Genomic DNA, 22,214 nt, shown 5'->3' with positions numbered 1-22,214 from the left:
AGAGCGGCCCGGCAGACCTCAGGCGGCCAGCGCCGGCTCGAAGGCGCGTACCACCTCCGCCATCCGCCACAGATCCGCCGGCCGGCACCGATGATCAGCCGGCAGCGTGAGCATCCGCCCGGCCGCCTCGAAAGCCTCGTGATCGCCGCTCCAGAGCCCATGGCGGTCCTGCCGCCAATGCACCGGCGCGAAGATCCCGTTCCGGGCCAGGTGCGCCTGGAGCGCATCCCGCGCCTGCGGGGAGGTGCATTCCAGCTGTACGCGGAACGGCCCGTCACCCACGACCCGGATCAGAGGGGTACGGGCGGACAGCACTCCCGCCAGCTCCCGGGCGGCGGCCGCGTCCGCCGCACGCAGGCCCGTCACGTCGAGCAGCGGCAGCGCCGCCCGGGTGAAGGCGCAGGCCGGCCCGGCGTGGCCGAGCAGTTCGTGTTCGCCCTGCTGCTGCAGCGACCGGAAGTGTTCCTTGTCGATCGGCCGCCCGCTCCGCCACGCCGCTTTGAGCAGCATGGCCGCGAGTTTGAGGTGCGCGCCCGTGCTCTCCGGGCCGCGCGGCCGGGGCAGGCCGAGCCCGCGCGGCGACCACAGGAGGCCACCGTCCGGGAGCGGGAGCGTCTTGCGCAGGGAGGCGATCGCGTACGCCGCCACACTGTCCCGCGCCCAGTCACCGAACGGGTCGTGCGAGTGGTCCTCGATCACCGGGATCGCCGGGTGTGCCCGGATCCAGGCGTGCCACGGCCCGCCGTCGTCGCGGCCGAACAGGTTCTGCGCGAGGACCACGTCCCCGTCGCGGGCCCGCAGCGTCTCCCAGCGCGGGCCGCGCCCGTCGGGGAGGTGGCGGTACCAGGTGATCGGGATCAGCTCGGAGAGCGCCTCGGCCACGCCCATGCAGAAGTAGGAGGGCACGTGCAGCCGGCCGGCCGGGGCGATCCGGCGCAGCAGTTCGGCGAGAGCGCCGCAGCCGGTGGCGAAGAGTTCGTGCTGCTCGGGCATCCACCGGGGCAGGCCGCCCTGCTCGGCATTGAGCAGGACGGCCGGGTCCCAGTGGAACTCCGAGCCGATCTCGGTGCGGTCAGGCGACACGGGTGACGTCCTGCTCCGTCACGCTGTGGTCGGCCGGCGGCCGGGCGGTGGTGGTGGCCTTCTGATCGAACGCGCCGGCCGCCGTCTGCTGCCGGGCGATGTTGAGGGTGTCCACGTGCACCGGCGGCTCGCCGCGCTGCAGCGTGACCGCGGTCCGCCAGAGGATGCGCAGGTCGAGGGCCGGCGACCAGTTGTCGACGTACCACCGGTCGAGGATGAAGCGCTGCGGCCAGTCGATGTCGTCCCGGCCGTTGACCTGGGCCCAGCCGGTGATGCCGGGCTTCACCTCGAGCCGGCGGGCGTCCTCGGCGGAGTAGTTCGCCACCTGCGGCAGCACGTCCGGCCGGGGTCCGATCAGGTTCATCTCGCCGCGCACCACGTTGATCAGCTGGGGCAGTTCGTCGAGGCTGGTCCGCCGCAGGAATCTGCCGCACCGGGTGATCCGGGGATCGTTCTCCAGCAGGCCGAACGGGTCGTCGATGCCGAGCTTGGCGCTGAGCGCCACCGAGTCGTGCACCATCGACCGGAACTTGAGCATCCGGAACGGTCGGCCGCGCAGGCCCGCCCGGTCCTGGACGAAGAGCACACCCCGGCCGTCGGCGATCCGGATCCAGGCCGCGATCGCGGCGACCAGGGGGGCGAGCAGGAGCAGCATGACGGCGGCGACCAGGCGTTGCAGGCCGTTCCAAACGGGGCGTACGACGGGGTCCACGATTACCTCCGCAGGCGGTTCAGATCGACTCGACGGTTGGTCCGGTGATGCGGTGCCGGGTGTCCAGCACGTACGCCGCGTGCTGCACGACGAGGTCGAGGTCGAAGTCGTCGTGGTCGGCGAGCACGACCACCGCGTCGGCGGCGGCCAGCTGTTCCGGGGTGAGCGAGACCCGGACGACCCGGCTGTCGATGTGCGCGTCCTCGACCACGTGCGGGTCGGCAGCCCGCACCTCGGCGCCCATGTCGAGCAGGAGCGCGGCGACCCGCCGGGCCGGCGACTCGCGCGCGTCCCCGCTGTTCTTCTTGTAGGCGAGACCGAGCAGCAGGATCGTGGAGCCGTTGACCGCCTTGCGCCGGGTGTTGAGGGCGGCGACCAGCCGGCGGGCGACGTAGTCCGGCATGTGGTTGTTGATGTCGTTGGCGAGCTCGACGAAGCGGAAACTCTGGCCGAGGGTCCGCTGCACCCGCCACGAGAGGTAGGACGGGTCGATCGGCAGGCAGTGCCCGCCGACGCCGGGCCCGGGCACGAACCGCATGTACCCGAACGGCTTCGAACTGGCCGCGTCGATCGCCTCCCAGACGTCGATGCCGAGGTCGTGCGCGTACACCGCAAGCTCGTTGACCAGCGCGATGTTGACGTGCCGGAAGGTGTTCTCGAGCAGCTTGGCCAGCTCGGCGACCTTGGTGTCGGAGACCGGGACGGTGTGGTCGACGACCGAGCCGTAGAAGGCCCGCACCTGTTCGAGCGAGGCCGGGTTGATGCCGGAGACCACCTTGGGCGTGGTGGTCAGGTTCCACTCGCGGTTGCCAGGATCGATGCGTTCGGGGCTGTAGCCGAGGTGGAAGTCGACGCCGGCGATCAGGCCGGAGCCCTCCTCGAGCAGCGGCGCGACGAGTTCGGTGGTGGTGCCGGGGTAGGTGGTCGACTCGAGGGCGACGGTCGCGCCGGGCCGCAGGTACCGCGCCAGGGTGCGGGCGGACTCCTCGATGTAGCGCAGGTCCGGCGTGCCGTCACGCAGGGGCGTCGGCACCGCGATCACGGCGATGTCGAAGCCGCCGCAGGAGCGCGGGTCGGACGACGGGGTGAAGTGACCGGAGGCCAGGACGTCCTGGAGGTCGGCCGAGGAGACGTCGTCGACGTAGGACTCGCCGGCGGCGAGCCGCTTGATCCGATCCTCGTCGACGTCGAAGCCGACGACCTGGTGACCGACCTGGGCGGCGCGGACCGCGAGCGGCAGTCCGACATATCCCTGACCGGCGATGACCACCCGCATGGGCGTTCTCTCCTTCTGCTGGACCGGACTCGGGTGAGCCGGTGTCCGCGGTGCCGGTGTCGTGCGGTCCGGCGGGTGAGCGGCCGATTCGTCGGGCACCGGCCGGTGCTGCGGCGGGCGGGCCGCCCGCGAACGGGCGGTCTTGGCACGTCTGGTCACGGGTGCCGGGCCGGTGGGACGGCGGCGGCCTCCGGGTGGCGGGGCTTGCTGCGCGGCGCCGGGCGGTGCCACACGCCGGGCGCGGTGGTGGTCGGGGCGGGCGGCGGCACGCGTACGGCGGGCAGCGCCGGGCTCTCGGCCAGCCACTTGAGGACGGCGATCATGTCGGTCCGGGGCGACGACGGGTCCAGCAGCGACAGCACCGCGCCGTCCAGCGGGGGCACCTGTGCCTGCGAGATGAGCGGGTGGTTGGGCCGGTGGTCCGGCTCGTCCGGGCCCAGCAGGATCTCGGAGATCTTCTCGCCCGGTCGCAGCCCGGTGTAGACGATCTGGATGTGCTGCTCGGCGGCGTCGGCGATCCGCTTCGCGACGTCGGCGATGCGCACCGGCTCGCCCATGTCCAGGACGAGCACCTCGCCGGTGCTCTCCAGCGCGCCGGCCTGGATGACCAGCCGGACCGCCTCCTGCACGGTCATGAAGTACCGGTTGACGTCGGGGTGCGTCACGGTGATCGGGCCGCCCGCCTCGACCTGCGCGGCGAAGGCGGTGAGCACCGAGCCGCGGCTGCCGAGCACGTTGCCGAACCGGACACTGCAGTAGGTGCCGGAGGCGGCCGTGTCGGCGGCCGCGGTCAGCCGCTCGGTGATCCGCTTGGAGTAGCCGAGCACGCTGCACGGGTCGGCGGCCTTGTCGGTGGAGATGTTCACCAGGCGGTCGACGTTGTGCCGCAGGGCGGTCTGCAGGATCTGGTAGGTGCCGATGATGTTGGTCTTGAGCGCCTCGGACGGGTGCATCTCGAGCAGCGGCAGGTGCTTGAGGGCGGCGGCGTGGAAGACCACGTGCGGCCGGTGCTCGGTGAAGATCTCGTCGAGACGCTGCTGGTCCCGGATGTCGGCGACCACCAGGTTACGGTCGTCGAGCATGCCCCGGCCGTCGAGCGAGAGCTGCACCGCGTGCAGGCCCGACTCGTCGCGGTCCAGCATGATCAGTTTGGCCGGGTTGAACCGGGCGACCTGCCGGCACAGCTCGGAGCCGATCGAACCACCGGCGCCGGTGACCAGGACGCGGCGGCCCTCCAGGTATCCCGCGACGGCGGCCAGGTCGATCCCGATCTCGCGGCGGCCGAGCAGGTCCTCGTGGCTGACCGGGCGGATGTCCTCCACCCGCACGGTCCGGCCGAACAGCTCGACCACCGGCGGCACGACCTTGAGGTCGACGTTGAGCGGCTGGGCCAGGTCGGTGAGCGCGCGGATCAGGTCGGCGCTGGCGCTCGGGATCGCGATGACCACGGCCTCGGCGTCGAACCGGCGGACCACGTCGGCCATCGCGTCCCGGTTGCCGGCCACCGGCACCCCCATGATCCGGTAGGTGCGCTTGGCCGGGTCGTCGTCGAGCAGGGCCACCGGCACGTACGGGCTGCGGGGGCTGCGCAGCATGGCCCGGATGACCTGGGTGGCGCCCTCGCCGGCGCCCATCACCACGACCCGGATGCCGTGCTCGGGCGACGGCCGCAGCCGGTTGTCCTTGAGCAGCCGCACCGTGTAGCGCACCCCGGCCGCGAGGACCAGCGTGATCAGGCCGGCCGCGATGATCGAGGAACGTGGCACCAGCCGGCCGAGCACCGTGTCCAGCACCAGCAGCACCGGTGTCACGACGGCGGCGGTCTTCACCAGCGCGGCGATCTCCTCGAAGCACCCGTACGCCCAGCGGCCGGTGTAGAGGCCGAAGTGGATGCCGGCGAGGCTGTGCACGACCGCGGCGACCGCGGCGAGCAGCAGCAGGCCGCGGAGATCGACCTCGCCGAGATGCCCGTCGTGCCGCAGCAGTGTGGCGATGAGCAGCGCGGCCGCGAGGGCCAGCGCGTCGGTGCCGGCCCGGGCGGCCCGGGCGGGTAGGACTGTCGCGAGCCAGGGCGCCGGGGCTGGACCCCGGCCGCGCCACTCGCCTGGAGCGGCATCGGCCTGGCTGTCGCCGGACGTTGATCGCCGTACCTGCATGGAATCCCCCTCGTACGATGCCGGCGCGGCCGGCCGCGGATCCGCGACAAGGAAAAGCGAGCCGGCGGAATGCATTTCCGGCTGCCGGAAATAACTCCCGCCCGCTCGCTTGGATCGCCGTTTCGACCTTTCGCAAAATTAGAGTTGCAGTCGGCAGGGGCCGATTACAGTAGCAATTGTCACGGCCTACGTGAGGATTCTTCACTTTCCCTGTTCGCGTGATGACGCGGCCTTGATCGGGTTTTCGGAGACACCGATCGGCCTCACTCACCTGGCCATTCGGCCGAGGATGTCATGCTTACAGTGAGAACCTCTCGCCTTACCCATGACATCTGAGACTTACGATCAGAGCCTCATTCCGGCAGCGTCATTCAGCGCGGGTGTCGCAAGCGTTCTGTCGTCAATGCGACCGGGGGATAACGAACGATGAGGGTGCTTCATGTGATCAGTGCGCCGGGGCCGGGTGGAGCCGGCCATCAGGTGCGCCTGCTCGTGCGCCGGCTGCCGCACGACAGCGAGGTCGTCACGCTCACGCCGGTGGGCGCGCCGGCGAGTTCCGCCGACCGACCGGACGTCGTGGCCGACGCGCTGCGCGCCGACGGCACCCGGGTGCACCGGCTGACCACCCGCGGCGACCTGGACCCGGGGGCGGTCGGCCGGTTGCGGGCGCTGATCCGGGCCGGGCGTTACGACCTGGTGCACACCCACCTCTTCCAGGCCTGTGTGCAGGGGCGGCTCGCGGCGCGCCTGGCCGGGGTGCGCAACGTCGTCGCCACCGAGCACCACCTCGCCATCGAGCACCACCTCGCCATCAAGCACCACCTCGGAGCCGGGCACCACCCCGGCGCCGGGCACCGCTTCGACACGGGGCACCACCTCGGCGCCGGACCGGTCGGGGGACGGCGGGTCTCCCCCGGCGTGCGCGCCGTCTACCTGGCCGGGGAACGACTCGGCCGGGTGACCATCGCGCCGTCACCGGCGATCGCCCGGCGGCTGCGCTCCTGGGGCGTGCCGGAGGAACGGATCGCCGTGATCCCGGCGGCCGTCGACACCGCCGAGTTCCGCTTCGACGAGCGGGTGCGCGCCCGGGCCCGGGCCCGGCTCGGCATCGCGCCGGGCGTCCCGCTGGTCGGCGGCGTCGGCCGGCTGGAGCCGGAGAAACGGTTCGACCTGCTGATCCGGGCCGTCGCCGAGACGCCCGACGCGTGCCTGCTGCTGGTCGGCGACGGCTCGGCACGGGCCGCCCTGGAACGCCTCGCGGTGATCGAGGGGGTCGCCGACCGGGTGCTCTTCGCCGGTGCCGTCCCGCACGCCCGCGAGCTGCTCTGCGCGATGGACGTCTTCGCCTCCCCGGACCGGCGCAGCGCCGGGCTGGCCACCCTCGAGGCGATCGCCTGCGGGCTGCCCGCCCTCTACGCCACCTGCCCGCCGCTGGAGCAGCGGGCCGCGGGCCGGGCGCCGGTGCGTGGCACCCACCGGTTCGCCGCCCGGGACCGGGAGTCGCTGCCCCGGGCGCTGCGCGCCGAACTGCTCTGCCTGACCGAGCGGCGCGGGGCCCGGCTGCCGGCCCGGTCGGTGGGCATCCGGTACGACGCGGACCACTTCGCCGCCGCCGTCGGGCGGCTCTACGAACGCATCGCCGAGCCACCCGGCCGGCGCCGGGTCATCGCACCGCTATTGGCGTACCGCGCTCGCTCCGGGTGAACGACAGGCGTTCCACCGCACGGCCGAACCGCTCCGAGCGGCGGAGCCGGGCGAAGAGCAGAAACCCCGCGTACGCCCCGATGGTGTTGGACATCAGGTCGTTCACGTCGGCCCAGCGGTTGCCGTGCAGCGTGAGCACCAGGATCGCCTGGGTCAGCTCGATCGAGAGGCTCAGCAGGAAACCGATCCACACCACGCGGCGCTGATCACGCACCCCGAAGACGATGTGCAGCAGCGCGGCCAGCGGCACGGTCATCACGATGTTGAGCAGGAAGTCGATCGGGCGCATGCTGACCACCGGCTCCAGGATCAGCCGGTATCCCTCGACGGCGCCGCGCCCCCAGGAGAGGCGCATCGGCAGCATGGTGGCGCCGAGGACGGCCACCGCGTACCACCCGGCGAACCAGGCGGCGCCGAGACGACCCGCGGTCAGCAGGCCACGACGGCGCAGCCAGGTGCCGGAGACGACCATGAGAACGACGCCCAAGGGCACCAGGACCGGCAGCGCCGGGATGGTGAGGTGGTGAGTTGGCATCGCTTCCAACGGTACGCGGCAGGGCTGGGAGCGCTCTGGGAGATCAGCGGAGCCAACCCTGCTTGCGGGCGATGCGGATGGCGTCGAGACGGTTGCGGGCGCCGGTCTTCGAGATGATCGCGGAGAGGTAGTTGCGAACGGTGCCGCCGGAGAGGTAGAGCCGGCCGGCAATCTCCTTCACCGACTCCCCCTCGGCGGCCAGCCCGAGCACCTCCAGCTCGCGGGTGCTCAGGCCGCGGTCGGTGTTCAGCGAGGCGGCCTGGAGCATCGGCGAGACCACCCGCTCGCCGCGGGCCAGCCGGCGCACCGCATCGGCCAGCATGCTCGGCGAGCAGTCCTTGAGCAGGAAGTTGAGTCCGCCGTTCCACCGGCGGGGCGGGAGCATGCCGCGCTTGGACGGGTCGCAGAGCAACAGCATGGAGCAGGACGGGATCGCGGTGTGCAGCTCGTCGGCGATCGGCAGGATCTGACTCACCATGTACTGCGTGTCGATCACCACGACGCCCGGCCAGAGCTGCGCCGCCCGCTGGGCGAGGTCGCTGCCGATCGGCAGCGTGTCGACGTAGTGCACATCCGGCTCGGTCTCGAGGAACGTCCGCACCGGGACACCGAAGTATCCCTCGTCTCGCACAACGACGACCCGGATCATCACACCACCCTCGTCGAAGGACGCCGGCCATGCGGCCAGGAGCGTCGGCATGGCAGGAACGCCTGATGCACTTACCTTTCTATCGCCCCGTGTCCATTCCGATGACTCCGGGGCGGCAGATTCCTGATTGATCTCGATGAACGCGGACAGTCGCAGGTCAGCACAAATCTGTGCCAGCGGAGATCCCGTCGGCCAGGTACTTAACGTAACGGTCGGAGGCACTCTGCGCACATACCCTTAGCCGATCGACTGACTGAGGTTTACCGGATCAACGAAACTGGCCGGAAAAATGCCGAGGGTATCGATCATTTACAGCAGAAAAATAGAGAGCAAAACCCGAAAAATATGGACATATCGGTCGCGAAAGTGATCGAAATTCGCCATTCCGATCACCCGAAAGAGAGAGCGATTTCGCCACCGCAACCGGACCGTTATCTGATCATTCCACTTTCGAGTGTCCCGGTTCGCGACGGGAGGGCGCGCCCACCGCCAAGGGTGCGCGCGCCCCGGAGATCTATCGCTGTTCGGACTGGTCGCGGGCGATGCGGACGAGTTCCACCAGCCCGCCGGCGTACTCCTGCGCCTCGGCGTGGGCCTCGTCGAACGGCGGCTGGAAGCCGACGCCCTCCCACTGCTGGGTGGCCTCGTTCCAGCGGTCGTTGCCGACCTCGAAGTTCCAGGCCGTGATGCCCAGGTCGTAGTAGAGATGATCGGCGGAGTTGCCGGCGGCCGAGTAGAGCACGTCGGCAACCGGACCGGTGTAGGCGGGCCAGGTCACCGTGCCCCGCTCGGTGGAGATGGCGCCGACGACGCGCTTCGCGCTGTCCAGGAAGAACTTGGCCTCGTCGATGGACGGCCGGGGCAGTGTGACCCGGCCGGGGATCTTGTAGGCGCCGGGCGACCACATGAAGTAACCGCCGTAGCTGTGCACGTTCATCGAGAACTTGATGTTGGAGTTCTGCTCGGCGAGCGCGACGACGTTACGGCTCTCCGCCTCGGACAGTTCCGCCGTGCCGGAATACGTCCCGGAGAGGCAGTTGGCACTGCCGCCGACGTAGCCGTCGAAGTGCGAGCCGACCGCGTAGTTGCGGTTCACGTCGACGCCCCACGAGTTGCGGTACCGGGGGTCGCGCTGGGCGCCCGTGCAGTGGTTGACCAGGTTCTTGCGCTGGAAGTTGAAGTCGTTGAAGGAGTAGTTGGCGCCGTCCGGGTTAACCGTCGGGACGATGAAGACGTCCGTCGCGTCGACCAGTTCCCTGGTCGCCGGGTCGGTGGCGTAGTTCGCCAGCAACCGCTCCGCGAACTCAAGCGTGACGAGCGGCGTCGCCCACTCCCGCGCGTGCTCCTGCGAGTAGGCCAGGACGCCCGGCTTCGACCCGTCGCGGACCTTGCCGATGCGCAGCGCCTGCACGGTCTGCGGTCGCTTCGAGACCTCGGTCCCGGCCAGGCCGTCGTCGAGACGGGCCGGTCCGGTGACCGGCATGATCAGGCCCGCCGAGCCGTCCTCGACGAACGCGGTGAACCGCTGCGGGTACCTGGCCGCGATGAACGCGGCCACCTGGTCGGTCGTGCTGATCACCTGGCCGGCCGGTCCGGTGGCGAGTTGCACGGTCAGCACCCGGTCGCGGTAGGTCGCGTTCAGCGGCCGGTTGCTCCGGCCCGGGTCCACGGTGCGCACCTGGACACCGTTGAAGCCCTGGTCACCGAACTTCACCGACTCCACCACGATCGCGGCAGCGGCCGGGTCACCGAGGTAGGCGACTGCCGTACGCCGGTAGCCCTGCGTCTTGTTCGGCAGGTTGATCAGGTCGACGAGCTTCGGGTACTGCCGGGCCAGCCGCTTGATCCGGGCGCTGACGTCGGTCGGCGTCATGTAGGCGTCGATGAAGTCCTTCTGGTAGCCGGCCGGGTTCGCCGGCGGCGTCGAGCCGGGCCAGACCGACGGCGTGACCGCCCGGGACTGCCCGCCGAGGCTGGAGGTGGCGACAACGCGGACCGGCTTCGCCGGAAGCGGCTGCGGCAGCGCGTAGTGGTACTGGTACTCGTCGGCGTCCTCGAACCGCACCAGCGGGTAGGAGCCGGTCGCCCCGTCCGCGGTCGTCCAGGTCACCGTGATCTCCACGTCCGGGTCGTCGCTGGCCGTCGTGGCGACCTGCGTCTGCAGGAACGTGCGCCCGTTGCTGGTCCACCAGTAGGACTGCAGGAACTTCAGGGTGTCCTCGGCCGCGGCCCGCGCGGTGGTCCGGCTCTGCGCGGCGCGCCGCGCGGAGTCCGATTCCGAGTGGATCAGCTGTACGGGTTTCGCCCTGCTCGCCACGAGCGCGGCAAGTTCACGGTCGTCCACCACGACGTCGGCCAGCACCGCGCCCGGCGTGGTGCGCGGGCGGGCCGCGATGTCGGCACCGCTGGTCAGCAGGCGCTCGAAGGCGGCCTCGTCGGGAAGCTGGAATCTGATCAGGGCACGCTCGCCGGCGGCGAGGGTGATCGGGGCCAGGCTGTCGGCTGCGTCAGCGGTCTGTCCGGCTGCGGTAGCCGGCTGGACCGTGAGCAGGGTAGCGGTGAGCAGTGCGGCGGACAGGGTTGCCGGCCAGCGCATCGAACCTCCTGCGGCGTCGAAGGATGTCGACCTCCACCGCAATCCAAAGATTCGAATCTGTCAATAGGCTGGGCGTCGGGCTGACAGGCTGCCGCCGCGGGTTGTAGGCTCGCCGGCGATGAATACCTACTGGTATGAAACGGGGGTCTCGTTCGCCGAAGGTGAGTGCTGATGCGCTCCGCGAACGACACCCGACTGGCAACCTGGCTGCGCGTGCGGACCTACGCCGTGCCGCCCTCGATGATCGAATCCGCCACGGCCCGCCGCGCCGCGGGTGACTGGGCCGGCGCCTGCGCCGCCGCCCGCTTCGACATCGACCTCGACCCGCGCGCGGTGACCCGCTCGCACGGCACCTCGGTCGCCGCCCGGCTCCGCGACGACCTCCGCCACCTCGCCCCCGACCTGCTGCGCTGGCACCTGCCCCGCTCCGGCTCCACCGGCCTGCTGCGCCCCGGGCTGACCGTGTCCCTGGCCCGGTACGGCGGCCTGCACCTCGTGGCCCGCACTCCCCCGGCCTGGGCCGACGCCGGGCAGCGGGTCAGCCTGGGCCTGTGGGAACGCGGCGCTCCGGCCCGGCCGGACCGGCAACCCCGGCCGGACCGGCGCTTCCGCCTGGATCTGCATCGCTTCCTGTGGGATGCGAGCCGCGCGGGCGAACTGCGGCACCGGGCCCGCCCCGATCTGTGGTCGGCCCGGGTGCCGCCGGCATCCGCTCCCCCATCCCCCGCGGCGGACTTCGCGGACCCGGCGGCGGCCGACTGGTATGCGGTGCACCGGTGGGCAGACGAGGCAGCGATCCTGCTCGCCGCCGACGGCCTGCCGGCCGGTCCGGTCGTGGTCCGTCTCGGCGCCGGCCGCCGGGTGGTGATCGACCCGGCGCGCGATGATGTTGTGGCAGGTCGCGCCCGGTACGGACGCGACCTGCCCGTGCTGCCGGATGCCGCCACCCGGGTCCCACCGGATCTGCTGCTGTTGCGGTCCGGGCTGATCGCCCCGGAACGATTGCATCCGCTTGTCGCGGCGGCGCTCGTGCCCGGTCTCGGCTCGCGGTCTGAGTCCGGCTCGCAGTCCGGGTCCGGCTCGCAGTCCGGGTCCGGCTCGCAGTCCGGGTCCGGCTCGCAGTCCGGGTCCGGCTCGCAGTCCGGGTCCGGCTCGCAGTCCGGGTCCGGCTCGCAGTCCGGGTCCGGCTCGGGGTCCGAGCCCGGGGTCGCATCCGGGTCGGAGGTGTCGCCAGGGGCGGCCTCATCGGTCGGTGAGCGGCTCGTCGAGTGTGACGGTGTGTGGCATCGCATCGGGCTGGTCGACGGCGTCCTGACGCCTCTCGATCACGACCCGGCCGAGCTGCGGCGCGAGCAACTGCTGGTGGCCTTCGGCGGCACGCCCATGCCCTGCCTGCGCGCCGTCGACGCGGCGATCCGGCATCCGGAGGAACTCACCGACGTCCGGGCGTTGCTGGACCACGGTGATTACGCCGGGGCGCTGGACATCGTGGAAGCCCTGCTCGGCCCGGACGTGCTGTTGCGCGACGGCACGTTGCGGGACGAACTCCGCTACGCGGCCGAGCAGCGCGTCACCCACGGCCTGTTCCGCGCCGGGATGATCGGCCACTGCCCGCCACGCTGCCCCACACAGACCAGCCGGCGGCGCACGGTCCGCAGCCGCCCCCGGCACGCACGCCACCCCTGACCCGGATCGCTTCGCCCGGCCGAGCGCGCCTCAGCCTCGCCATCAAGAGCCTTGCCACCGACCCGGCCCCGTCTCACGGCTGCGCCTGCGACCAGGCCGGACCCTTCCGCGTTCCGCCGAACAGAAACCACGGTGATCTCACTTGACTCTGCTGCACCCGCCCACCACCACCGCCACCCTCGACGTCGCCGCCGACCTGCTGGCGCTGCTCGGTGACACCGCCACCGAGCAGCGGCCCGACACCCAGCTCGAGGCGCTCACCCTCGCCGTCAGCGCCGACCTGCCGGTGCTGCTCTGGGGTGAACCCGGCATCGGCAAGACCTCGGCCCTCAACCACCTCGCCGGCTCCCTCGGCCTGCCGCTGACCACGGTGATCGCGAGCGTGCACGAACCGTCCGACTTCGCCGGGCTGCCGGTTGTCGGTGACGATCCCGCCGTGCAGGGCGTACCGATGGCGCCGCCGGACTGGGCGGTGCGACTGGCGCGCACCGGACGGGGGTTGCTTTTCCTCGACGAACTCTCCACCGCTCCCCCGGCCGTGCAGGCCGCCCTGTTGCGCGTCGTGCTGGAACGGCAGGTGGGTGCGCTGCGGCTGCCGCCCGGCGTCCGGATCGTCGCGGCCGCCAACCCGCGGTCGTCGGCGGCGGACGGGTGGGAGTTGAGCGCGCCGCTGGCGAACCGGTTCGTGCACCTGCAATGGGCGTACGACCATGACGTCGTGGTGCGTGGCCTCGGTGGCACGTGGCCGCGGGCGGCGCTGCCCCGGCTCGACGCGGCGCGGCTGCCGGAGGCGGTGGGCCGGGCCCGGCGCGCGGTGTGCGGGCTGCTCGACGCCCGGCCCAAGCTGGTGCACCAGCTGCCGAACAGCGAGACCCGCCGCGGCGGGCCGTGGCCGTCGCCGCGCAGCTGGGACATGGCGTTGCGGCTGCTCGCCTTCGCCACCGCCGCCGACGCCTCCCGCGAGGCGCTGTCCATGCTGGTCCGTGGTGCGGTCGGCGACGGGCCCGGCCTGGAACTGCTGGCCGTCCTGGACCGGCTGGATCTGCCGGACCCGGAGGACCTGCTCGCCGACCCGGCGAACGCGGTGCTGCCGGACCGCGGTGACCTGCGCCAGGCGGTGCTCGACGCGGTCGTCGAGGCGATCCGGAAACGGCCGGAACGGGCCCGCTGGGACGCCGCCTGGCAGGTCCTGGCCCGGGCGCTGGACACCGGCGCCCCGGATCTGGTGGTGGTGCCGGCGGCCACCCTCGCCAAGCAGCGCCGTGACGACTGGCCGATCCCGGCGACGATCGAGCGGCTGTCGGCGGCGGTCGCCCTCTCCGAACGCGCGAGCGCCGGCCGATGAGCACCGGGACCGAACTCGACCGGGAGAAGTTGTTCGCGGCCCGGCTGTATGCGACGCGGGCCCGGCCTTACCTGGCCACGGCCCTGTTCGCCCTGCACCCGGTGGAGTCGCAGCGGGTGCCGACGATGGCGGTCGACCGGCACTGGCGGTGTTATGTCTCGCCGTCGTTCGTCGACCGCACCCCGCTCGCGGAACTGGCCTCGGTCTGGGTGCACGAGGTCTCCCACCTGCTGCGCGACCACCACGGGCGGGGTGATCGGTACGCCGCCCGGCACGAGGTGGACGGCGCCGGGGAGCGGCTGCGGATGAACATCGCCGGGGATTTCGAGATCAACGACGACGCGTACGGCGACGGGTTGCCCTTCCCTGCCGGGGCCGTGCACCCGGCCCGGCTGGGGCTGGACACCGGTCTGTTGATGGAGGAGTACCTCCGGCGGTTCTCCCTCGGCGGGCTCACCCAGCAATGGGCGTGGCTGGACTGCGGCAGCGGCGCCGACGGCCGGACCCGGGAGTGGGACCTCGGGCCGGGCGGGTCGCACGGGCTCAGCAGCGAGGAGCGCGACCGGGTGCGTTTCCGGGTGGCGCAGGGGATCCAGGGCCTGCCCGGTGACGTCCCGGACGGCTGGAAACGGTGGGCAGAGGAAGCCTTCCACCCGCCGCAGCCGTGGCGCCAGCTGCTCGGCGCCGCGGTCCGGTCGGCGATCTCGGCTGCGGGCGCGGGCGACGATTACGCCTACGCCAGGCCGGCGCGCCGCTCGGCGAGCCTGCCCGGCGTGGTCCTGCCCAGCCTGCGGCACCGCCCGCCCGGCGTCACCGTCGTGATCGACACGTCGGGCTCGGTGAGCGACGCCGAGCTGGGCAGCGCGCTCCTCGAGGTGGCCGCCATCGGGCGCTCGCTCGGCGGCCGGCGCGACGCCGTCCGGGTGATCTCCTGTGACGCGGCGGCCCGGGTCGCGGTGCCGCTCTGCCGGGCCGAGTCGATCCCGCTGGTCGGCGGCGGTGGCACCGACCTGCGGGCCGGTTTCCGCCAGGCGTTGCGCGGCCTGCCGCGCCCGGACGTCATCGTCGCGCTGACCGACGGCCAGACGCCGTGGCCGGAGCAGCAGCCACCGTGCCGCACGGTGGTCGGGTTGTTCCCCCGGCCGCCACAGCACAGCGAGGACCACGATTACGTGCCGGAGACACCGCCGGACTGGTCCCGCGTGGTCCGGATCGGCTGACCCGCCACGCCGCGGAACCGGCCCGGCCGGGTGGTGCGGCAGCAACACGAACATGCCCGGGATGCTGCCACCGGCCTACGACAAGAATCGGACGAGCGCGGCGACCTCCGGAAGCCGGTCGACATCCGCCGGGGTCAGCGCGGGGTCGGCGGACCGGATCGCCACGGCCTCGTCGAGACCGGCGAGGATCTCACCGGCGGCGGCACGGGCGTACGCGGCCAGCAGCGCCCGGGCGACACCGGCCAGCTCCTGCGCCGGATCGACCGCCGCCTGGGCGAGGATCACCCCGGGGTGTCGGGAAGCCGAACCGCGCACCGTCCACATCTGGCGCACCCCGGGCACCAGGCAGACGGAAGGCGGGCCGGGCGGTCCTGCCGCCCGGCCCGGCGGAAAACTGTCAGTGCAGGATCACCGGTGCCGGAGCGCCCGGTTCGGATTCCGTGAGGTTGGACCGCTCCTTCTTACGGGGCAGGAAGAAGGCCGGGATCAGGGTGAGCAGGGTCAGCACGAAGCCGACCATGAACGTGGTCGCGAACGAGTCGGCGGCGAACTCGAGGCCGCGTTCCAGCAGGCTCGGGTCGGGGAACTGCTGGGCGACGGCCGGGTCCTGCTTCGCGGCGATGGCGATGCCGGCCTCGGTCACCGGTGTGCCGCTGACCGGGTCGGTGACGCCGGGCACGACGGGCGACTCGTTGAGCTGGTTGCTCAGGATCACCGACATGACGGCGGTGCCGATCGAGCCGGCGATCTGCTGGAGGATGTTGAGCAGGGTGGAGCCCCGGGCCACCTCGTGGTTGGTGAGGGTGCGCAGCGCCGAGGTCATGATCGGCATCATGGTGCCGCCCATGCCGAGGCCCATGACGAAGAGCGAGCCGCAGAGCAGCAGGTAAGACGTGTCCGTGCCGACCTGGGTGAATGCGAAGAAGCCGCCGGCGATCAGGAGCAGGGCGAACGGCACGGTTCGGCCGACCGGCACCTTGTCGGCGAGCATGCCCGCGATCGGCATGGTGACCATGGCGCCGAGGCCCTGCGGTGCCATCAGCAGACCGGCGTCGAGGGTCGACTCGCCGCGGATCTGCAGGAAGTAGCTCGGGAAGAGCAGGCCGGCGCCCATGAACGCGACGGTGAAGACGGCCAGGGTGATCGTCGCGACGGTCAGGTTGCGGTTGCGCAGCAGACGCAGGTCGAGAAGCGGGTGCCGGGGCTTGAAGGAGTAGAAGATGAAGCCGATCACCAGCAGGGCGCCCACGAGCATCGGCAGCCACACCTTGGTGGCGCTCATCGTGGCCTCCTCGGGCAGCGACGAGACGCCGTACAGGAAGAGCGCGAGACCCGGCGAGAGCATCAGCATGCCGATGAAGTCGAAGGACTCGGACGGCTCGGGGCTGTCCTTCGGCAGCACGACCTGGGCGTAGATCAGGGCGATCGCGCCGATCGGCAGGTTGATCAGGAAGATCCAGTGCCAGCTGGCGACGTCGATGAGCCAGCCGCCCAGGATCGGGCCGCCGATCGGGCCGAGCAGCATGGGTACGCCCAGCACGGCCATCAGCCGGCCGATCCGCTCCGGTCCGGCCGCCCTCGTCATGATCGTCATACCGAGCGGCATCAGCATGCCGCCGCCGAGGCCCTGGAGCACCCGGAAGGCGATGAGCTGGGCGATGCCGTCGGCGGTGGCGCAGAGGCCCGAGCCGATCGTGAAGAGCACCAGCGCGGCCATGTAGAGGCGTTTCGTGCCGAACCGGTCGGCGGCCCAGCCGGTCAGCGGGATCACCGTGGCCAGGGCCAGGGTGTACCCGGTCATGGTCCAGGCCACCTCGGCGTACGACGCGCCGAACTCGGTCTGGAAGGTGGGCAGGGCGACGCTGACGACCGTCACGTCGAGGATCGACATGATCGCGCCGAGCACGACCACGCCGGCGATCTTGAGGACTGCGCCGTCGAGCTTGGCCGGCGCGGCCGCGGATTGACTGCTCACGAGGTCTCCTGGGGCCGGGAACGTCTGCCGCAGGCGGGGCCGGCGTGCGGTGCTGGCCGGCGCACCCGGGGCGCACGCCGAGCAGCGTAGCGAGGTAAATCCGGCTCCACCGCCCCTTTTAGCTGCCAGAAGAGTCGCCGGTGGCGGGTCCGGAGGCACGGCGGCGCACCACTGTCGATGCCAGCACGCCGAGGCCGTTGGCCGCCCAGTGCAGGGCGAACGGCGCCAGGAGACCGCCGGAGAGGTCACGCAGCAGGCCGAGGACCAGGCCGGCGAGCGTGGTGAACGCCACTGCGCCAACCTGCCGCCGGACGCCCGGATCGGGTGATATGTGCCAGAGACCGAAAAGCACCGCGGTGCCGGCGGTGGCCCAGGCCGGGCCGTGCGCGGCGGAGATCAGCGCCCAGAGGACGCCCCGGAAGGCGACCTCCTCGAAGACCACGGTGGCCAGCGGGATCTCCACGAGCGCGGTGCGCCACGGCGCCGGGAAGGACGGTTCGGCGAGGGCGCGGCGGGCGTACGGGAGGAGCAGTCCCGCACCGTACCCGGCCGCGATCAGGGCGACGCCGCTCAGCGCGTACACCCATCCGGTGAGAGTGAGGCCCACCGAGGCCGCCGGCAGGCCGCTCAGCACGACCAGCAGAACCGCCGCCGCCGGACCGGTGACCGGGTGGGCACGCGGCGGCCCGATCCAGGTCCAGACCCGGACCGCGACCATCACCGACACCGCGATCGACACCGAACGCATCCTCTTCGCCACCGGCGTCACGCACAAGACCGCCGAGGTGCATCAGGAACCACAGTGACCGATTTCGACCCTCAGGAGCGCCCGGCTGCGAACGTAGCGGGTGCGTGAATGAACCGGCCGTTTCCGGTCATTCGCCCGGGTCTGGCATGCCGGGCCGGTTGCGGCCGGCCGGGCACGGGAACAGTCTGCGGTGACAGCCGTCGAAGGAGGTCCGCCGTGGGCAAGGTCGTGTCCGCGCTCTCCATGTCGCTCGACGGCTTCGTCGCCGACGAGCATGACGGGGTCGGCGAACTCATCGGGTGGTACCAGAGCGGTGACGTCGAGATCAGCGGCGCCGATCCGCGGTGGACGTTCCATGTCACCGAGGCCAGCGCCCGGTTCCTGGGCCCGGCCCTGACCGGTGGGGTGGGTGCGCTGATCTGCGGCAGGCGGTGGTTCGACCGCACGAACGGCTGGTCCGGCCGGCACCCGGCGGGTTGCCCGATCTTCGTGGTCACTCATGCGGCGCCGGCGGACCGGCCGGGCGACAAGACGCCGGGCGGTTTCTTCCCGGACGCGATGTCCGCGCTGGAGGCCGCGCAGGCCGAAGCGGGCGACCGGATCGTGGCGGTCTCCACGGCCGGCCTCACCCGGCAGTACCTGGATGCCGGCCTGCTCGACGAGATCCGGGTCTCGCTGGTTCCGGTGCTGCTCGGCGAGGGCGTCAGCTTCTTCGGCGGCCTCACCGTGACACCGGTCCGCCTCGCCGGACCCGAGGTGATCGAGGGCACCGGCGTCACCCACCTGACCTACCGCGTCGTCAGGTAGGACTGCTCCAGCTTCGTCAAGAACCGGGACAGGTGCGGGTCGAAGCGCCCCGGATCAGCCGACCGCACCTCGGCCGGCGACCACCAGCGCACCTCACGGAACTCACCCCGGTCGGGGGTCAGGCTCAGGTCCGGAGCGAGCGGGAGTACGAACCACAGGCTGACGTCGATGTGCCCGGAGTCGATGCCCACCGTCCGCGTGACGGTCAGGAACAGGGGCTGCTCGTCCGGCGTCGCCGGCACGCCGAGCTCCTCGCGCACCTCACGCCCGGCCGTCACGTGCGGGTGCTCGTCCACCTCGACGTGCCCGCCGGGCGGCAGCCACAATCCGGCGTTGATGTGGTCGACGAGCAGCAGGCGACCGGTCGCCGGGTCGACCGGCACCACGTAGGAGACCAGGTGCTGCGGCGGCTCGGCCGGCTTGACCCGGCGGAACACGTCGTCGGTGGCACGCAGCCAGCCCAGCGCATGTGCCCGGTGCTCGGCCTCGAGATTGTCGGCCGGCTCCAGGTCCGTCACCATCCGATGCACGATCGCCACTGACTGCCGCATCCCCGGCATCCTGCCATGCCGTCCTGGGGGTGTGCCGCCGAACAGCTCACTGATCCACATTGCGCGCGATGACCGTACGCCTGACCTGATCGGCCTTGAATCCGGCCTTATATCGGTGGGATCTGGGCCCTTATATCGGTGGGATCTCGGCCGGGCACCGGCCAGGATGTCGGGGTGCGCGCATTTCCGGAGTTGATCGACGAGGCCGCCGCCGCGGACGTGACCGGCTGGGGTTTCGGCTGGCTGGACGGTCGCGCCACTGAGGAGCGGCCGCCGTGGGCGTACTCCAGGATGCTCGCCGCACGCCTGCCCGCCGCCGGATCGGCACTCGACCTGGACACCGGCGGCGGTGAGGTACTCGCCGGGCTGCCACGTCTGGCGAGGCGGACAGTCGTCACCGAGGGCTGGCCGCCGAACGCGCGACGGGCCCGGGAACTGCTGGGCCCGCGCGGCGTCGCCGTGGTCAGAATCGGGCAGGGTGCGCCGCTGCCGTTCAAGGACGGCGCCTTCGACCTGGTTACCAGCCGGCACCCGGTGGACCCGGCGTGGCACGAGATCGCCCGGGTGCTGGCGCCGGGTGGCGCCTACCTGGCGCAGCACGTCGGGCCGGCGTCCGCCTTCGAACTGATCGAGTTCTTCACCGGGCCGCTGCCGCGGCAGCGCCTGGCACGCGATCCGCGGCGCGAGGCGGCGGCGGCCCGGGACGCGGGTCTCCGGGTGGATCAATTACGGACGGTACGACTCCGCATGGAACTGTTCGACATCGGCGCCGTCGTGTGGCTGCTCCGCAAGTGCGTGTGGTGGGTGCCGGACTTCAGCACCGCCCGGTACCACGACCGCCTGGTCGAGTTGGACGCCCTGATCCGCGAGCGCGGCGCCTTCGTGGCCCATTCCACCCGCACCCTGATCGAGGCCCGCCGCCCCGGATGAGACGGCCCCGCTGGACCGGCGCTCCACCGGATGAGCTACGAGCCCTTTCCGCCATCAAATGCGTACCCGGAGCGCGATTCGAACGCGCACTTCCGCCGTTCTGAGCGGCGTGCCTCCTGCCATTTGGGCTACCCGGGCCTGATACTTCTCGTGCGTGCCCTCGGCGCGATTCGAACGCGCACCGTCCAGATTCTCCGCCTGGTGCCTCTGCCTGTTGGGCCACGAGGGCTTGTTGCGTGTCCCCGGAGAGATTTGAACTCCCGACCGCCGGATTCGTAGACCGGTGCTCTGTCCGCTGAGCTACGGAGACGTGCGCCCACCCGGTGAGCAGTAAACCGGGTGGGCGGGCGCGGCGCGGAGAGAGGTTCGCGCGGCGCCGGTGCCGGCGCGGACGATTGTCGACGCGACGCCGGATGTCATGGTGTGCGAAAAACGAAAGCCGCCCGGTTCCGTAATCGGAAGGGCGGCGCGATGATCGCTAGCGTTGTGCTAGTCGCGCCACCTGAGCGGGAGCAGAAGTCGGGCGTCGGCTCGGCGCATCATGATCTACTCCTTCTCTCATTCGTGTCGCTGTTGAGAACAACGATAGGCCTGCCGGCGTGTCCCGGCAATCTAATTAAAAGGCGGCCGGGTCGCGTCGGCGATCGCCTTGTGCGAGACGTGCGCGGTCAGGCCGCCGTCGACGACGATCTCGGCGCCGTTGACGTACGCGGACTCGTCCGACACCAGGTAGACGATGAGCGGCGCCACGTCGGCCGGCACACCCACCCGGCCGAGCGGGATCTCCGGCAGGGCGGCGTCAAAGAACTCCTGAGGCGCGCTGTCCATCAGCGGCGTGTCGATGAGACCGGGCATCACCGCGTTGACCCGGATGCCACGGATTCCCAACTCGAGGGACGCGCTGCGGGTCAGGCCGCGCAGCGCCCACTTGCTCGCCGTGTACGGTGCCGCGGCGTGACCCGAGACGGCGGCCACGGAGCAGATGTTCACGATGGACGAACCGGCCGGCATGAGCGGGACCAGGGTCTTCATGCTGTACATCGGCCCGGTCACGTTGACGGCCATGACCCGTTCCCAGGCGACCGGGTCGATGTCCGGCAGCCGGTCACGCCCGGTGATCCCGGCATTGTTGACGACGGCGTCCACCCGGCCGAACCGTTCGCGCAGCTCCGCCGCGAGCGCCACCCACTGATCCAAGTCGGTCACGTCGAGCGGGTGCACGCCGGGACCGGCCAGCACGTCGGTGGCCACGACAAGCGCGCCCTCCGCCCGGAGCGCGTCCACCTCGGCGGCCCCCTGACCGCGCGCCGCGCCGGTGACCACCACGACCTTGTCCGCACACCGTCCACCCATGGCGCAGATTCTGCCCGGAGGCGGACACTTGTCGCATGGGATGGCGTGTCCTCGCCGACGCGACGATGGTGCTGCACTTCGCCTTCGTCGCGTTCGTGGTGACCGGCGGCTTCCTGGCGTGGCGGTGGCCACGGGCGATCGTCGCGCACCTGCTGGCGGCGGGCTGGGGACTGTGCATCGCGCTGTTCCGGTTCAACTGCCCGCTGACCTGGGTGGAGGACCGGGCCCGCGAACGCGCCGGCAGCGCCGGGCTCCAGGGCGGCTTCATCGACACGTACCTGACCGGGGTGATCTACCCGGAGCGCTACCTGGTGCCGATCCAGATCCTCGCGGCGGCGGTGGTCGCGGTCTCCTGGGCAGGCGCGGCCGTCCGGCAGCGACGGCGCCGGGTGAGCGCGCCTGCCTCATGACCGTGCCGGCCCTCCGGCCGCGCCGGGCTTCCGGCCGGGCCGGGCTTCCGGCCGGGCCGGGCTCTCCTCTCACGGGCTTCCGACCCGGCACGGCTCGCCGCATGGGCCTCCGACCGCGCAGGGCTCGCCTCACGAGCTTCCGGCCGCGCCGGGCTCGCCACCGACCTGGTGCCGACCTCCGGTGGTCACCAGCTGCTCCCGCCCGGCGGACTCGCGGCCCTGCTGGAAGAGATCGGCCGGACCACAGGCGACAGGGTCACGATCGGCCACACGACGATGGTGACGACCGCGCTGATGGGGAACTGACCGATTTCGTTCACTGGGCCCAGCCAGCGAAGCGGGCCGCTGCGATCTGGCGGGCCCACGGGTGTCCAGTCGTCGCCCCGCTCCCGCCCGGCCCGCCCGGCTCGGATGGTCAGTGCCGGCTGTCGCTCACAGTCGTCCGAAAGCGCTCTCAACGACCATGAGTGACAGCCGG

General features: G+C 71.7%; 20 protein-coding genes and 3 tRNA genes. 7 read left to right on the top strand and 16 right to left on the bottom strand.

Annotated features, from left to right (window positions below; all coding sequences use genetic code 11):
• Positions 1–18: 18 nt before the first annotated feature.
• From LPA41_RS15750 to LPA41_RS15735, 4 genes are all read right to left on the bottom strand, one after another.
• Positions 19–1,083 (bottom strand): hypothetical protein, encoded by a 1,065-nt coding sequence (locus tag LPA41_RS15750; protein WP_229071119.1) that lies wholly within the window; start codon positions 1,081–1,083, stop codon positions 19–21.
• The gene (locus LPA41_RS15745) at positions 1,073–1,795 is read right to left on the bottom strand and encodes a sugar transferase (protein WP_229071118.1); all 723 of its coding nucleotides are present in this window, start codon (positions 1,793–1,795) and stop codon (positions 1,073–1,075) included. The genes LPA41_RS15750 and LPA41_RS15745 overlap by 11 nt, the downstream gene beginning before the upstream one ends.
• A gap of 19 nt (positions 1,796–1,814) precedes the next feature.
• The gene (locus LPA41_RS15740; protein WP_229071117.1) at positions 1,815–3,071 is read right to left on the bottom strand and encodes a nucleotide sugar dehydrogenase; all 1,257 of its coding nucleotides are present in this window, start codon (positions 3,069–3,071) and stop codon (positions 1,815–1,817) included.
• 155 nt (positions 3,072–3,226) lie between these two features.
• The gene (locus LPA41_RS15735) at positions 3,227–5,227 is read right to left on the bottom strand and encodes a nucleoside-diphosphate sugar epimerase/dehydratase (RefSeq protein ID WP_229071116.1); all 2,001 of its coding nucleotides are present in this window, start codon (positions 5,225–5,227) and stop codon (positions 3,227–3,229) included.
• A gap of 426 nt (positions 5,228–5,653) precedes the next feature.
• Here LPA41_RS15735 and LPA41_RS15730 point away from each other — a divergent pair, with 426 nt between their 5' ends.
• The gene (locus LPA41_RS15730) at positions 5,654–6,931 is read left to right on the top strand and encodes a glycosyltransferase (RefSeq protein WP_229071115.1); all 1,278 of its coding nucleotides are present in this window, start codon (positions 5,654–5,656) and stop codon (positions 6,929–6,931) included.
• Here the strand turns inward: LPA41_RS15730 and LPA41_RS15725 are convergent.
• The 3 genes from LPA41_RS15725 to LPA41_RS15715 form a co-directional block, all read right to left on the bottom strand.
• Complete coding sequence (locus LPA41_RS15725) at positions 6,891–7,466, bottom strand: VanZ family protein (protein ID WP_229071114.1); 576 nt, start codon at positions 7,464–7,466, stop codon at positions 6,891–6,893. The genes LPA41_RS15730 and LPA41_RS15725 overlap by 41 nt on opposite strands.
• 43 nt (positions 7,467–7,509) lie before the next feature.
• Positions 7,510–8,166, bottom strand: a complete 657-nt coding sequence (locus LPA41_RS15720; RefSeq protein ID WP_304523768.1) for a response regulator transcription factor — start codon at positions 8,164–8,166, stop codon at positions 7,510–7,512.
• Between the two features lie 463 nt (positions 8,167–8,629).
• Positions 8,630–10,711, bottom strand: coding sequence for a M14 family zinc carboxypeptidase (locus LPA41_RS15715; RefSeq protein WP_229071113.1), 2,082 nt, complete (start codon positions 10,709–10,711; stop codon positions 8,630–8,632).
• Positions 10,712–10,882: 171 nt separating this feature from the next.
• Here LPA41_RS15715 and LPA41_RS15710 point away from each other — a divergent pair, with 171 nt between their 5' ends.
• The 3 genes from LPA41_RS15710 (at position 10,883) to LPA41_RS15700 (ending at position 14,962) form a co-directional block, all read left to right on the top strand.
• Complete coding sequence (locus LPA41_RS15710; protein ID WP_229071112.1) at positions 10,883–12,397, top strand: hypothetical protein; 1,515 nt, start codon at positions 10,883–10,885, stop codon at positions 12,395–12,397.
• 142 nt (positions 12,398–12,539) lie between these two features.
• A complete protein-coding gene (locus LPA41_RS15705; RefSeq protein WP_374238163.1) occupies positions 12,540–13,742 on the top strand; it encodes an AAA family ATPase in 1,203 nt (400 codons plus the stop codon).
• The gene (locus tag LPA41_RS15700) at positions 13,739–14,962 is read left to right on the top strand and encodes a VWA-like domain-containing protein (protein WP_229071111.1); all 1,224 of its coding nucleotides are present in this window, start codon (positions 13,739–13,741) and stop codon (positions 14,960–14,962) included. Before LPA41_RS15705 ends, LPA41_RS15700 begins: the two co-directional genes overlap by 4 nt.
• Positions 14,963–15,037: 75 nt before the next feature.
• Here LPA41_RS15700 and LPA41_RS15695 read toward each other — a convergent pair whose 3' ends face one another.
• The 3 genes from LPA41_RS15695 to LPA41_RS15685 all read right to left on the bottom strand — a co-directional run bounded on the left by LPA41_RS15695 (position 15,038) and on the right by LPA41_RS15685 (position 17,676).
• A complete protein-coding gene (locus LPA41_RS15695; protein WP_229071110.1) occupies positions 15,038–15,286 on the bottom strand; it encodes a hypothetical protein in 249 nt (82 codons plus the stop codon).
• Positions 15,287–15,359: 73 nt separating this feature from the next.
• Positions 15,360–16,937 (bottom strand): DHA2 family efflux MFS transporter permease subunit, encoded by a 1,578-nt coding sequence (locus tag LPA41_RS15690; RefSeq protein WP_229071109.1) that lies wholly within the window; start codon positions 16,935–16,937, stop codon positions 15,360–15,362.
• A 118-nt stretch (positions 16,938–17,055) separates the two neighbouring features.
• Entirely contained in the window at positions 17,056–17,676 is a 621-nt protein-coding gene (locus LPA41_RS15685) for a CPBP family intramembrane glutamic endopeptidase (RefSeq protein ID WP_229071108.1), read from the bottom strand.
• A gap of 225 nt (positions 17,677–17,901) precedes the next feature.
• Between LPA41_RS15685 and LPA41_RS15680 the strand changes: the two genes are divergently transcribed.
• A complete protein-coding gene (locus LPA41_RS15680; RefSeq protein ID WP_229071107.1) occupies positions 17,902–18,492 on the top strand; it encodes a dihydrofolate reductase family protein in 591 nt (196 codons plus the stop codon).
• Here LPA41_RS15680 and LPA41_RS15675 read toward each other — a convergent pair.
• Positions 18,474–19,043, bottom strand: coding sequence for an NUDIX hydrolase (locus LPA41_RS15675; protein ID WP_229071106.1), 570 nt, complete (start codon positions 19,041–19,043; stop codon positions 18,474–18,476). The genes LPA41_RS15680 and LPA41_RS15675 overlap by 19 nt on opposite strands.
• A gap of 174 nt (positions 19,044–19,217) precedes the next feature.
• On the opposite strand from LPA41_RS15675, the gene LPA41_RS15670 reads away from it, so the two are divergent.
• Complete coding sequence (locus tag LPA41_RS15670; protein ID WP_229071105.1) at positions 19,218–19,973, top strand: class I SAM-dependent methyltransferase; 756 nt, start codon at positions 19,218–19,220, stop codon at positions 19,971–19,973.
• A gap of 63 nt (positions 19,974–20,036) precedes the next feature.
• On the opposite strand, the gene LPA41_RS15665 is transcribed toward LPA41_RS15670, so the two are convergent.
• The 4 genes from LPA41_RS15665 to LPA41_RS15650 all read right to left on the bottom strand — a co-directional run bounded on the left by LPA41_RS15665 (position 20,037) and on the right by LPA41_RS15650 (position 21,326).
• Positions 20,037–20,111, bottom strand: a tRNA-Leu gene (locus LPA41_RS15665).
• 17 nt (positions 20,112–20,128) lie between these two features.
• Positions 20,129–20,202 (bottom strand) — tRNA-Leu (locus LPA41_RS15660).
• A gap of 8 nt (positions 20,203–20,210) precedes the next feature.
• Positions 20,211–20,283: transfer RNA gene (locus LPA41_RS15655), tRNA-Arg, on the bottom strand.
• 302 nt (positions 20,284–20,585) lie between these two features.
• Positions 20,586–21,326, bottom strand: coding sequence for an SDR family NAD(P)-dependent oxidoreductase (locus tag LPA41_RS15650; RefSeq protein ID WP_229071104.1), 741 nt, complete (start codon positions 21,324–21,326; stop codon positions 20,586–20,588).
• 35 nt (positions 21,327–21,361) lie between these two features.
• On the opposite strand from LPA41_RS15650, the gene LPA41_RS15645 reads away from it, so the two are divergent.
• Entirely contained in the window at positions 21,362–21,736 is a 375-nt protein-coding gene (locus LPA41_RS15645; protein WP_229071103.1) for a DUF2784 domain-containing protein, read from the top strand.
• 129 nt (positions 21,737–21,865) lie between these two features.
• Here the strand turns inward: LPA41_RS15645 and LPA41_RS15640 are convergent, their stop codons facing one another.
• Positions 21,866–22,006: a hypothetical protein gene (locus LPA41_RS15640; RefSeq protein ID WP_229071102.1), complete on the bottom strand. Its 141-nt coding sequence runs from the start codon at positions 22,004–22,006 to the stop codon at positions 21,866–21,868.
• Positions 22,007–22,214 lie beyond the last annotated feature (208 nt).

Origin of the sequence: Actinoplanes sp. DH11 (genome assembly GCF_020873875.1) — a bacterium.
Lineage (GTDB): Bacteria > Actinomycetota > Actinomycetes > Mycobacteriales > Micromonosporaceae > Actinoplanes.
Note: the sequence above shows the minus strand (reverse complement) of the source record. Positions and strands in the feature narration are given on the sequence as shown.